General features: G+C 67.7%; 11 protein-coding genes. 6 read left to right on the top strand and 5 right to left on the bottom strand.

The window, feature by feature from the left end; translation table 11 throughout:
- Positions 1-40 precede the first annotated feature (40 nt).
- The 3 genes from HUN07_RS12360 (at position 41) to HUN07_RS12350 (ending at position 2925) form a co-directional block, all read left to right on the top strand.
- Positions 41-796: a hypothetical protein gene (locus tag HUN07_RS12360; RefSeq protein WP_217487198.1), complete on the top strand. Its 756-nt coding sequence runs from the start codon at positions 41-43 to the stop codon at positions 794-796.
- A gap of 49 nt (positions 797-845) precedes the next feature.
- On the top strand, positions 846-2216 hold the full coding sequence (locus HUN07_RS12355) for a glycosyltransferase family 2 protein (RefSeq protein ID WP_174909950.1): 1371 nt from the start codon (positions 846-848) through the stop codon (positions 2214-2216).
- Between the two features lie 67 nt (positions 2217-2283).
- On the top strand, positions 2284-2925 hold the full coding sequence (locus HUN07_RS12350) for an MspA family porin (RefSeq protein ID WP_174909948.1): 642 nt from the start codon (positions 2284-2286) through the stop codon (positions 2923-2925).
- Positions 2926-3056: 131 nt separating this feature from the next.
- On the opposite strand, the gene HUN07_RS12345 is transcribed toward HUN07_RS12350, so the two are convergent.
- Positions 3057-3719: an ANTAR domain-containing protein gene (locus tag HUN07_RS12345; protein WP_174909946.1), complete on the bottom strand. Its 663-nt coding sequence runs from the start codon at positions 3717-3719 to the stop codon at positions 3057-3059.
- 519 nt (positions 3720-4238) lie between these two features.
- Complete coding sequence (locus HUN07_RS12340) at positions 4239-5213, bottom strand: esterase/lipase family protein (RefSeq protein ID WP_174914663.1); 975 nt, start codon at positions 5211-5213, stop codon at positions 4239-4241.
- A gap of 241 nt (positions 5214-5454) precedes the next feature.
- Here HUN07_RS12340 and HUN07_RS12335 point away from each other — a divergent pair, with 241 nt between their 5' ends.
- A complete protein-coding gene (locus HUN07_RS12335) occupies positions 5455-6471 on the top strand; it encodes a magnesium and cobalt transport protein CorA (protein WP_174909944.1) in 1017 nt (338 codons plus the stop codon).
- 64 nt (positions 6472-6535) lie between these two features.
- Entirely contained in the window at positions 6536-6883 is a 348-nt protein-coding gene (locus tag HUN07_RS12330; RefSeq protein ID WP_114722684.1) for an EthD domain-containing protein, read from the top strand.
- Here HUN07_RS12330 and HUN07_RS12325 read toward each other — a convergent pair.
- Positions 6880-8430, bottom strand: a complete 1551-nt coding sequence (locus tag HUN07_RS12325; RefSeq protein ID WP_174909942.1) for an MFS transporter — start codon at positions 8428-8430, stop codon at positions 6880-6882. The two genes, HUN07_RS12330 and HUN07_RS12325, sit on opposite strands and share 4 nt — an antisense overlap.
- An 83-nt stretch (positions 8431-8513) precedes the next feature.
- Here HUN07_RS12325 and HUN07_RS12320 point away from each other — a divergent pair, with 83 nt between their 5' ends.
- Positions 8514-9077 (top strand): TetR/AcrR family transcriptional regulator, encoded by a 564-nt coding sequence (locus HUN07_RS12320; RefSeq protein ID WP_174909940.1) that lies wholly within the window; start codon positions 8514-8516, stop codon positions 9075-9077.
- On the opposite strand, the gene HUN07_RS12315 is transcribed toward HUN07_RS12320, so the two are convergent.
- Positions 9074-11095, bottom strand: a complete 2022-nt coding sequence (locus HUN07_RS12315; protein WP_254622985.1) for a primosomal protein N' — start codon at positions 11093-11095, stop codon at positions 9074-9076. The genes HUN07_RS12320 and HUN07_RS12315 overlap by 4 nt on opposite strands.
- 22 nt (positions 11096-11117) lie before the next feature.
- Positions 11118-12329 (bottom strand): methionine adenosyltransferase, encoded by a 1212-nt coding sequence (metK, locus tag HUN07_RS12310; RefSeq protein WP_114722680.1) that lies wholly within the window; start codon positions 12327-12329, stop codon positions 11118-11120.
- Positions 12330-12450: the final 121 nt, after the last annotated feature.

Below are 12450 nucleotides of genomic sequence, written 5' to 3'. Positions count from 1 at the left end.
GTCAGCACGACGAGGGAAATCCGAGCAGAAGGAGAACCACATGGCCCCCCACACCGTCACCAGGTTGCTGGGAGTGGTAGCGGTCGCAGGTGCGGCCGCCGTGACGGGTTGCGCGGCTGACGCGGCCCATGCCGACGATGCCGCCGAATACCCGTGGCACACCGACATCGTCGCGACGACGTTCTGGGTCGGCGAGATCTTCGACCCCACGGCCGAGGACGGCAGCCAGGTGATGTCGGCGTACGACGCGAACTGGCTCGAGAGCTACGGCGGGTGCGACGGCGTCTCGGCGGACGGGGACTGCCGGACGGAGCCCCGCACCGCCGACAACGGGTACTTCCCCAGCAACATGACGCCGCGGGAGAACCCCTTCTATCTCGATCTGCCATTCGACGACGTCAACGACGAGACCGCCTTCGCGCAGCGCGGTGAGGTGATTCCCTGGGCCGACACCTCGCCCTACAGCGAGCACGTCTCGGATCCGTCGTTCAGCCTGATGAAGAACCGCTGGGTCCGCCTGAGCAGTGGCGACAAGACGTGTTACGGCCAGATTCAGGATGCCGGTCCGGCGAACTACCACGATGCCGACTATGTGTTCGGCTCGGACGATCGCAGACCCGCCGACAACGAGTTCGACGGTGCGGGACTCGACGTCTCCCCGGCGCTGAACGGCTGCCTGGGATTCCGCGAACTCGACGGTCAGGACGACCGCGTCGACTGGCAGTTCGTCGACGAGGACGACGTCCCTCCGGGCCCCTGGCGCACGATCATCACCACCAGCGGGGTCCAGCAGTGACCGGTTCCATCCTCCACGATCCGCTCGTCCTTCAGCGCAAGGGGTTTCGATGTCGACACTCGTCTTGATCATGCTGCTCGCGTTCGGGATCAACACTCTCTTCTGGACGTCTGTCGGGGTGGGACGGGCGCTGACGTTCCGGTGGACCCGCCGGCGCGGAAGACGGGCCGTCGACCGGCCCGGGCCGCCGCCGCTGACTCCCGACGACGTCGCGGTTCTGGTCGCGGCCCACAACGAAGAGCTGGTGATAGCCGAGACGATCGACTCCGCAGGCTCGCTGGTCCCCGTAGCCAACGTCTTCGTCATCTCCGACGGATCGTCCGATCGCACTGCCGACATCGGCCGTGCGGCGGGAGCCCAGGTCCTCGAGCTGAACCCGAACCGGGGCAAGGCCGGAGCGCTCGCCGCTGGAATCGAACACTTCGGCCTGTGCGAACGATTCGAGGTGGTGATGCTCCTCGACGCGGACACCCACCTGGCGCCGGACTACCTCACCACCGGACTCGCCCAGCTCGCAGAGCCTGGAGTGGTCGCCGTCGCGGGCCGGGCCACCACGATCGCCACGCCGCACCCGCCGAACTGGCTGGGTCGATTCCTGGTGGCATACCGCGAGCGGGTGTACATCGCGGTGCAGTACCTGCTCAAGTACGGTCAGGCCGCACGCTGGGCCGATGCCGTGACAATCGTGCCCGGCTTCGCCAGCATGTACCGCACGTCGGCACTGGAACACATCGATGTGAGCGCTCCCGGACTAGTCATCGAGGACTTCAACATGACCTTCGAGGTCCACGCAAAGCGTCTGGGCCGCATCGCCTTCCATCCCCGCGCCGCAATTGCCTACACGCAGGATCCCGACAGTTTCCGCGACTACGTCAAGCAGATCCGGCGCTGGACCCTCGGGTTCTGGCAGGCGCTGCGTCGCCATCGGCTCCACGCCGGCCGATTCTGGGTGGCACTGGCGGCATACGTCGCCGAATTGGTCACCAGCAGCATCCTGTTCGTGCTCCTCGTACCACTACTGGCTCTCTCGGTCACCGCACAAGTCGTCGGGAACCTCGGGATCGGAACCTGGCAACTGGCGCAGGTGCTGCAACCCCAGACGCTACTCCTCGGCGTACTGGTTCCCGACTTCGTGCTGACTGTGTTTGCCGCCGTAATCAGCCGCCGTCCCCACTACCTGCTGTACGCCCTCGCCTTCCCTCTCATGCGTGTCGTCGATGCCGCGGTCTGCTTGAGGACACTGCCGCTTGCGTGGGGCAGTCGAGACTCCGGGGTGTGGCGTAGTCCCGCAAGGCGTTCACGATCTGAGCCACCCGCCGACGACGTAGCGGCGACCACGACGACACAGACCACACCACCGCGACTGCACGTGGTCGGAGACCACCAACACGAGCAGCAGTTCCGAGGCGAGATCGCCTGACGACCTCCGGCACTGCGAGCACAGCGCACGACCGCCCATATCCGCACTACAGGTTAGGAATGTCGCAATGAACTCGGTGTCAATCCACGCTCGTCCTCGTCGGTCCGCCGCCTGGTCGGCAGCCGCACTCCTCCCCCTGGCGGCCGCGTTGGCCCTCGTCACGTCGGGTGCCGCGGAGGCAAGCGAACGAACGGCGCCCACCCCGGCCGGCACGTTGACCGTGACGCTGGCGAACGATGTCGTCGAACCGGTTCCGGGTCTCACACAGATGCCGACCTCGAGGGAGGGCCTCGTCTCGATCTCGGCCGTCGCCACCGCAACGGGTGCCGGTTCCCAGGACATCACAAGCGGCAACCTCGACGTCGGCTACCAGGTCGGCTGCGCGGTCGATGTGTCCGGTGGCGTGCAGCTCGCGATCGAGATGCTGGCCGGCCCGGCGATCACGTTCCTTCCCACGCCCGGATTGGGCATGAACTTCGGTGTCGGACCATCGATCCTGATCAACCCCAAGCTCGGTACCTCTCAGGACGTTCCACTCGGCAAGCAGGTGTCGTACGGGCCGGAGTCCGGCGTGTCGCTCGATGCGGCACGCGTGAAGATCGACGGATGCCTCGGTGACGTCACGATTCGGCCGTACGCCGTCTACACCGTGACCACTGATCGGGGAAGCCACTCGGTCGCGACGTACGGGACCTCGCGCATCCTGTGACCAACACTGACCAGCACTGATCAGCTCCGGCCGGCTCCAGCTGGCGCTGCTCGCCCGCATCGGACAGTGCGGGCGAGCAGCGTTGGCTGCAACCATTGGCACCGAGGAGCTGCGACCGCGGATCGAAGCTGTTACACGCGCAGCTCGAGAGTCACGATCGCTTCCGCGACGGTGCGCACGGTGGCATTGTGCGAGCGGGCGTGACTCCGGATGAGCTGGTAGGCGGCATCGACGCCGATACCGTTGGCGTTCGAGATGATCCCCTTGGCCTGCTCCACGACGACGCGGCTCGTCAGCGCCCGTTCGAGTTGTCCGGACAGCTGCTCGAAGTGACGTACCGCCGACCTCTGGGCCAGGTAGACGGACGCCATGTCGGCCAGCACGCCGACCATGGAGATCTCGTCCTCGAGCCAACACCGCGGCCGATCCGAAATCAGGACGAGCACACCGAGTGCGCGCCCGTCGTGTACGAGCGGGAACAGCGCCAACGCCGCCACACCCGATCGTCGAGCCTCCGCGACGAACAGCGGCCAAGACTCCCGGTGATCATCGACTGCCGCGATGTGCAGAACTCTCCCGCGGGCGATGGCATCTACACCCGGACCGTCCGACACCAACTGAGTCAGACGGTCGAGGGGAACGCCCCTGCTGGTCGCCGAAGTCGGCAGCCCGTCGAGATCGGCCACGACTCCGCCGCCGGCGAGGGCGAGCAGATCCGAAACCAGATCGACCAGACCCGCCAGCACACGGTCGGTTTCGGATGACGCCGCCTGCAGCTTCGTGAATCTCTCCACGACGGCCACAAAACAACCTTGATCAAACAATCGACAGCCCCCCTGTTCGAGAATAAGACACCCCGACATTGGAAGATCCGACAGCCCCCCACACGCAGGAGTGGCGCTCACACACATTCCAGCCGATTCGTAATAGCCTCGAGATACAGATCCGAACGAGCTGTTTCCTGCCCCCGCCTCAACAGCCTCTCCCCCGTCCCGATGACGCGCCGTCCACCGAGAACGAGGAAGCCCTGCAGGGTAAAGCCTATCGGGTTCAGCATGGATCCCGGAACCGATTCGGAGCGCATATTTGAAGCATCAAGGACCGGACACTCACACCGAGAAGTCCGCGAATACTGTAACAGTTGTTCACATTCACCTGGAGCGACGAAGGCTTGGCTGACCAAATTTGATCTTGTTTATCCAACCTTGATCCGGAAGACATAATTGACGGCTCGGCAACTTTCGTCGCCGCAGGCTTCGGAAATTCTGGCAACTAATGATCGACTGGCAAAACAGATCGACACCCGCGTTCGATCACGAATTGCTTTCGACGATCATATCGACAATTCCGGCACCGAGGGGCACCGGCGCACACGCGGCCGCAGGAAGCGTCGGGTCGAGGCTCTGCAGAACGAGACCGAGCGCGAATGGGTCGTAGACCATATTGAAGTGCCCGCCCCGGTTCTCCGGACACAGGTCCTGGACCGACAGATTCACCGCCCCCGGGTCGCGAAGGGCGATATTCGTGTGGGGCTGGATCATCTCGTCGTAGCGCGACCCGATGGTCGTGTACTCCACGCCCGGCACGGTGTCGCCGCCGGCGTTGAGCGCGGCCAGGAACGACGATCCCTGCATCTGTTGGCTGATCGCCTCGGAGGTGAGAAACTCGGCGATCCGGTCGGGGTACGGCAGCATTCGCAACAGCGGCACGAGTCCGAACATGATGCCGCCGTAGGTGGGTGAAGCCACCCCTACCCAACGATTGACCGCGGCGGCGCCGTCGAGGCGATTGACGAAGTACCGTGCCACAGTGGCGCCCTGCGAGTAGCCGACCAGATCGACCTCCACCGCTCCGGTGGCCTCGCGGACCTGCTCCACGAACTCCCCCACCTCACGCGCGCTGCGGGCGATGTCGGCACGGGCGTACTTCCCCGGTTTGCCGTCCGAACCGTAGTTGAGGCTGAACACGCAGAATCCTCGTTCGACGAGCATCGGCGACAAGGCCGCCCAGTCGGAGTACGAGTCCGAGTCGCTGCCGTGGACGAGGACCACCGGATTGGGGTGATCGCTTCCCGGACGGCAGCGAAAATCGTTCGCGCCCAGTGGAGCCGAGCCCGGATGTTCCTCCGCGTACCGCAGCGCCTCCGCGTGCCGGGTCTGGATCGGCCCCGGATCCACCGGCACCACGAAGGTGGGCGCCGAACCGTCGACGTCCGGCGCCGGGGCCGCCTGGGCCCCCGAGACCGTGACGACCGCGGCCGTCACCGCCGCCGCGCCGGTGGCGAGCACTCTCCCGAAAAGTTTCACCGCACACCTCACTTCGCCCGAACGACCGGTCGTGCCACTGCAGCGTGTCTAGCAAGATCACGCCCACTCCGCACGGCGGGCAGGCGCACCGACGGATAACGGTCTCGCCACGAATCTCCGCGCGAACGGCCCCGGGCACCGGACGATCACGGTCGCGCAATGGCGCACGAATCCACTTCCACATGGTGGAATTGGGGTCCATCGCCGACCGAACGGGGCCCGGATGACCATCGTGGACAACGCCGTCTACGTCGACGGCGCGCGGGTGGACAGCCCGACGTCACTGGACAACACCTACCGCACGATGCGCCGATTGGACGGGATGGCGTGGATCGGACTGTATCGCCCCGACGCCGCCGAAGTGGAGTCGCTGGCACGCGAGTTCGACCTGCACCATCTGGCCGTGGAGGACACGATCGCGGCGCACCAGCGCCCCAAACTCGAGCGCTACGACAAGACCTTGTTCGTCGTGCTCCGCCCCGCCCGGTACCTCGACGACGTCGAGAAGGTCGAGTTCGGCGAGGTGCACGTCTTCGTCGGACCCGACTTCGTCGTGACCATCCGACACGCCGAGGCCCCCGATCTCGCCCAGGTGCGCCGACGGCTCGAGGCGACGCCCGAACTGCTGTGCCTGGGCCCCGAGGCGATCCTGTACGCGATCCTCGACCAGGTCGTCGACGAGTACCTGCCGGTCGCGGCGGGACTCGAGAACGACATCGACGAGATCGAGAACCAGGTGTTCACCGGCGATCCGGCCGTCGCACGGCGCATCTACGACCTGTCCGGCGAGGTGATCGACTTCCAGCGCGCGACGCACCCACTGGTGTCGATGCTCGAGGCTCTCGAACGCGGTTCCGACAAGTACCACGTCGATGTCGAACTCCGGCGACACCTGCGTGACGTCCTCGACCACACGATCCGGGTGATCGAGCGCGCCGACTCGTCGCGCTCGCACCTGCAGACCGCGCTCACCGTCCACGCGACACTCGTCGCCCAGAAACAGAACGAGGAGATGCAACGGCTGACCATGACCAGCCTCGCCCAGAACGAGGAGGTCAAGAAGATCTCAGCTTGGGCCGCAATCCTCTTCGCACCGACGCTGGTGGGCACCGTGTACGGCATGAACTTCGAGGACATCCCGGAGCTGAGTTGGCAGTTCGGGTATCCGATGGCGGTCCTGCTGATGGTCGCGACATCGGTGACGCTGTTCTTCGTGTTCAAGCGTCAACACTGGCTCTGACCCGCCTTCCGGTGAGCGAGATCACAGCTCGCCCCGGTGATGCTGAGCGACATAGGGTCCCGTCATGATCAAGGCCGTCGCACTGCTCGCCCGCAAACCCGGACTGTCGCACGCCGATTTCGTCGCGTACTACGAGGACAACCACTCGAAACTGATCCGACGCCTGCTGCCGCAGATCCGTGAGTACCGCCGCAACTACCTCGACCGCGACTCCGGGATCGGTGCGGACGGCGCCGCCGACCCGGACTTCGACGTGATCAGCGAGTTCGTATTCGACGACCGGGTCGCCTACGACGCCATGCTCGCCACACACGCCCGACCCGACGTCGCGGCGGCGATCGAGGCGGACGAGGCGAACTTCCTCGACCGCTCGCGCACCCGGATGTACGTCGTGGACGTGCGCGAGAGCTAGGGCAGGTCGACGCCCACGGGACCGGGCCGGGGCCGCAGCGTCAGCAGCGCCAGGCCCGCCGCCATGATCATCAGCACCGTGCCGATGCCCGAGGTGAAGCCGACGCCGGTGTCGAACGCGTGGCCGGCGGACTCGAGCAGCGCGGCGCCCTGTTCCGCCGGAAGGCCGGCCGCGACCTGATGGGCGCCGCCGAGGGTCTCGCGCGCGGTCTCCGCAGCGTCTGCGTCGACGCCCTCCGGAACGACGAGATTCGAACGGTAGGAGGCGCTCAGGATGGTGCCCAGGATGGCCGTGCCGAGGACCGCGCCGAGCTCGTAGGCGGTCTCCGATACCGCGGACGCGGCGCCGGCCTTCGTCGCGGGCACGCTCGAGACGATCAGGTCGTTGGAGATCGTCTCCGCCGCGCCGATACCGGCGCCGAGGAGCGCGAACGCGACGAGGATCGGCGCGACCGAACTCGGTGACGCGAAGGCGAACACGGCGGCGTAACCGAGGGCCGACACCAGCAGCGCGACCACCACGACGGTCACCGGCTTCACTCGGCGGACGAGCGGGACCGCTGCCAGTCCCGAGACCACCATGACCGCCAAGCCCGGAAGCAGGCTGATGCCGGCCTGCATCGGGCTCTGGCCGATCACGAGCTGCAGGTGCTGCGAGACGAAGAACAGGAAGCCGACGAGCGAGAACACACTGAGCAGGTTCACCACCACCGCACCCGAGAAGGTGGGGACCGTGAACAATCGCACGTCCAGCATCGGATCGGGCCGCCGCAGCTGACGCCGGATGAACAGCGTCGTGGCGGCGACGCCGACGATCGCGGGCACCAGGGTGTACGCGAGCGAGCCGTCCTTGGCGATGTTCTTGATCGCGTACACGATCGGCGCCAGCGCGAGCAGCGACAGCGCGATGCTGACCGGATCGATCCGGCCCGGGTTCGGGTCCTTGGATTCGGGCACGAAGATCGGCGCCAGGATCAGTAGCGGGACAAGCACCGCGATCGCGAGCAGGAACACCGAGCCCCACCAGTAGTGCTCGAGCAGGAACCCGCCCACGATCGGACCGAGAGCAGCACCGGCGGCGAAGCACGCCGCCCACACGGCGATGGCGAGTCGGCGCTGCGTGGCGTCGATGAAGATGTTGCGCAGCAGCGACAGCGTCGAGGGCATCAGCATCGCGCCGAAGAACCCGAGCGCGGCCCGCGCCGCGATCAGTGTCTGCGGGTCGGGGGCATAGGCGGCAAACGTGGACACCGCGGCGAAGCCGGTGGCACCGATGAGTAGCAGCCGGCGACGGCCGAACCGGTCGCCCAGGCTGCCCATCGACACGAGTAGGCCGGCGAGGACCAGCGGATAGATGTCGATGATCCACAGCTGCTGCGCGCCGGAGGGGCCCAGCGTCTCCGTGATCGACGGCAATGCGAAGGCCAGCACCGTGTTGTCGACGGAGACCAGCAGCACCGGGAGCATGAGAACCGCGAGCGCGATCCATTCCCGCGGGCCGGCCAGGGCGGCGGGCTGGGCTCGTTCGATGCGAGTGTCGGTCGACATGAAAGCTTCCTGATCGTAGGGTGAGCAACGCCCGTTACTGTACCAGCCGGACGGTGCAGTAACGAGCGGCTATCGTTCGTCTCATGCCACCGCCACCCGCCGCCCGCGCCAAGCTGTTGGACGCGTTCATCCAGATCCTGATCGAGCAGGGGGAACGCGCAGCGACGCTCGAAGCCGTCGCCGCGGCCGCGGGCGTGTCCAAGGGCGGTCTGCTCTACCATTTCGCGTCGAAGGACGCCCTGGTGGCAGGGTTGGCCGAGCACCTCGAGGGATTGGGTGCGGCCGACGTGGAGGCCATGCGCACCGCGCCGGAGGGCCCGGCCGCCTACTACGTACGGACCTCGAACTATGAGGACACGGTTCTCGACCGGGCCATCGTCGCGACGATCTGTCTGAGTCAGGGTGCCAATACCCGCGCCCAGGACGCCCTGCTTCGAATCCGCGACTGCTGGATGGACGCGATGGCGGAGGAGATCCCTGACCGCGCGATCGCGCAGGCGGTGATGTTGATAGGCGACGGCCTGTACTACAACGCCGCGATGTCCGGCACACCGAGCATCGTCACCGACGACGAGATGAACGAACTACTCACCATCGTGCGACGCATCATCGGTGACGCCCGTGCCGGCGCGGAGGGCCGCACCTAGCCGATCCGAAGCGGATCCACCTGGACGCGCACCGGCCCGGCGGACCTGCGGGCGCTGCGGACGGCCTGCGCCTCGGCCAGGCCTCTCGCGAGCTCCCGCCCCGCACTGCGGGGCACGCGAACGAGCATGCGCTCCACGTCCTCCGGCTCGGGCTCGTCACTCGAGAACGGCAGCCGCTGGCCCGGCGGTAGCGGCACCGGGCCGAGCACCTCGGCCGAGTCGGGCAGCGAAGCGAGTTCCAGAAGCTCGGCGACCGACGCCGCCGTACCGTCGACCGCCGCCATGTGCGCCGCCGGCGGAAAACCCACCTCGGCACGCTCCGCGAGCTGAGCCTGCGCGTGCCACAACGGGTCCCACCGAACCAGCGCCTGGACGGCCGGAATCCCGGAGTCGGCGACCACCACCACCTCGCCGCCGTCCTGATGCGAACGCACCAGCGCCGACGCGGTCATCCACCGCCGCAACGTCTCCTCCGCGGCCCGCAGGTCGGCGCGGCCGAGCAGAGCCCAGCCGTCGAGCAGCAGCGCCGCGCCGTAACCATCGGGCATCACCGGTTCGGCGCCCACGGTCGAGACAACCAGTTTGGGGCCCGGCGCGATCTCGGCCTTGACGTCGGCACCCCCCGAAGTGTGCACGGCGACACCCGGAAACGCGCGTCCGAGCTCCTCGGCGGTCCGTCCCGCTCCCACCACCACGGCGCGCAGCGCCCGCGCCCCACACGCGTGGCACCGGTGGTTGGCGTCAGCGACACCGCACCAGCGACAGGTCGGGGTACCGGCACCGTCCGGTCCGGTGGCCGCCGGTAGCGACAGCGGGCCGTTGCAGCGGCGACAGCGCGCGGGTGCACGACACTTCGCACACGCCAGCGACGGAACGTACCCGCGGCGTGGAACCTGAACCAGCACACCGGCACCCGCGGCGATCGCCTGTCGCGCCGCCGCGAACGCGATCGCCGGCAGGCGGGCCGCCCGCGCGCCCGGATCGCGGGCCAGGGCGTGGTCGCTGTCGGCGAGGGCCGTCACCTTCGGTGACCGCGCGCGCACCACGTCACGCGGGGCGACCAGGTCGTGCGCCCAACCCGAATCCACGAGGGCCTGGCCCTCCGCGGTGCGCGAATGTCCCGCGAGCACCAGCGCGCAACCGGTGCCGTGCGCCCGCAGCAGCGCAACCTCTCGCGCGTGCGGGTACGGCGAGCGCGGCTCGGACAGGTTGTCGTCGCCGTCGTCCCACACGATCATCAGGCCGAGGTCCGGCGTCGGAGCGAACACCGACGCGCGGGTACCGACGACCACCCGGGCGGTTCCCCGCAGCGCGGCCAGCCACCGCCGATACCGGGCGGACGGACCGAGACCGGCCGCGAGACCGACCACGTCGTCCTTCCCGATCACCGACTCGCACGCGGCGAGCACCCGGTCCAGGTCGCGCTGATCGGGCACCACCAGCACCACACCCCGCCCCGACGCCGCGACGACACCGGCGAGTTCGGCGATCCGGGTGGCCCAGTCCTCCCCCGGCAGGGCCTGCCACACCGCGCGTGGGCCGCGCCCCGATTCGAGGGCCTCGACGAAATTGAGACCGTGCACGTACGCGGACCACGCGTCACGGTCGACCTTCGGCGCCTCGGGGACAGGCCGCTCGGCGGCCTCCTCGGACTCGACCTTCGCGTGCCGCGGCGGCACGGCCAGGCGCAGGACGTCCGCACGGGTCCCCGCGTACCGCTGCGCCACCGCGTCGACCAGGCCCCGCACCTCGGGGGTGAGGACGCGCTCGGCGGACACCACCTTGTCGAGCCAGCCGAGCTTGCCGGTGTGGTCGCTGGAATCGGCCCGTTCGAGCAGGAAACCGTCGACGAGCCGCCCGGCGAACCGCACCCGCACGCGCACCCCGGGTCGGGCCTGCTCGTCGAGGTCGGCGGGAACGAGGTAGTCGAACTCCCGATCGAGATGGGCGAGAGGAAGCAGCGGCAGCACTCGCGCCACGGGCGCGTGTGCTGCCGCTGTCTTGTCGGTGCCGCTCAGCGAGCTGACTTGTCGTCGACGGTCAGAGACCGGCCGCCGCGCGCAACTTCTCGGCGCGGTCGGTGCGCTCCCACGGCAGATCGATGTCGGTACGGCCGAAGTGGCCGTACGCCGCGGTGCCCGCATAGATCGGGCGCAGCAGGTCCAGGTCGCGGATGATCGCGCCGGGGCGCAGGTCGAAGACCTCGCTGATCGCGGTCTGGATCTTCTCCGGGTCGGTCTTCTCGGTGCCGAACGTCTCGACGAACAGGCCCACCGGGGCCGCCTTGCCGATCGCGTACGCGACCTGGACCTCGATGCGGTCCGCGAGGCCCGCCGCGACGGCGTTCTTGGCAACCCAACGCATCGCGTACGCCGCGGAACGGTCCACCTTCGACGGATCCTTGCCAGAGAACGCGCCACCACCGTGCCGGGCCATGCCGCCGTACGTGTCGACGATGATCTTGCGCCCGGTCAGGCCGGCGTCGCCCATCGGGCCGCCGAGCACGAACTTGCCGGTCGGGTTGACGAGCAGGCGCACGTCCGAGGTGTCCAGCTCGATGTCCAGCTCGGACAGCACGTGGCCGAGGACCTTCTCGCGCAGATCCGGGGTGAGCAGATTGTCGAGGTCGATGTCGGCCGCGTGCTGCGTCGAGATGACGACGGTGTCGAGGCGGACCGGGCGGTCACCGTCGTACTCGATGGTGACCTGGGTCTTGCCGTCCGGACGCAGGTACGGCAGCACGCCGGTCTTGCGGACCTCGGTGAGGCGACGCGACAGACGGTGCGCGAGCGCGATCGGCAGCGGCATCAGCTCGGGGGTGTCGGTGCAGGCGTACCCGAACATCAGGCCCTGGTCACCGGCGCCCTGACGGTCGATCTCGTCGTCGGTGGCACCACCGACACGCGCCTCGTGCGAGTGATCGACGCCCTGCGCGATCTCGGGCGACTGCGCGCCGATCGCGATGTTGACGCCGCACGAGTTGCCGTCGAAGCCCTTGGCGGACGAGTCGTAGCCGATCTCGAGCACCTTGTCGCGAACGATCTTCGGGATGTCGACGTAGGCGGAGGTGGTCACCTCGCCGGCGACGTGCACCTGCCCGGTCGTCACCAGGGTCTCGACCGCGACGCGGCTGCGCGGATCCTTCTCGAGCATCGCGTCGAGGATGGAGTCACTGATCGCATCACAGATCTTGTCCGGATGACCTTCGGTCACGGACTCACTGGTGAATAGCCGCTTGCCGGACGTGCTCACAGATCTCCCTCTCGACGTTCTGTCCAGGGTCCGTGTCCCTCGAATCCGACGACGCGAATTCGGTTGGCCCCGATACGACACCTGAGCTGATTTTCGTTTCTACTTCTATTCAATACCGCGC

Origin of the sequence: Rhodococcus sp. W8901 (assembly GCF_013348805.1) — a bacterium.
GTDB lineage: Bacteria > Actinomycetota > Actinomycetes > Mycobacteriales > Mycobacteriaceae > Prescottella.
The sequence above is the reverse complement of the archived record's forward strand: the minus strand, read 5'-3'. Positions and strand labels throughout refer to the sequence as shown.

Excerpts from the sequence above, each read along its gene's own strand:
- HUN07_RS12350 (WP_174909948.1), top strand. The coding sequence starts at position 2,284 with ATGAACTCGGTGTCAATCCACGCTCGTCCTCGTCGGTCCGCCGCCTGG.
- HUN07_RS12355 (WP_174909950.1), top strand. The coding sequence starts at position 846 with ATGTCGACACTCGTCTTGATCATGCTGCTCGCGTTCGGGATCAACACT.
- HUN07_RS12330 (WP_114722684.1), top strand. The coding sequence starts at position 6,536 with ATGATCAAGGCCGTCGCACTGCTCGCCCGCAAACCCGGACTGTCGCAC.
- HUN07_RS12335 (WP_174909944.1), top strand. The coding sequence starts at position 5,455 with ATGACCATCGTGGACAACGCCGTCTACGTCGACGGCGCGCGGGTGGAC.
- HUN07_RS12325 (WP_174909942.1), bottom strand. The coding sequence starts at position 8,430 with ATGTCGACCGACACTCGCATCGAACGAGCCCAGCCCGCCGCCCTGGCC.
- HUN07_RS12360 (WP_217487198.1), top strand. The coding sequence starts at position 41 with ATGGCCCCCCACACCGTCACCAGGTTGCTGGGAGTGGTAGCGGTCGCA.
- HUN07_RS12320 (WP_174909940.1), top strand. The coding sequence starts at position 8,514 with ATGCCACCGCCACCCGCCGCCCGCGCCAAGCTGTTGGACGCGTTCATC.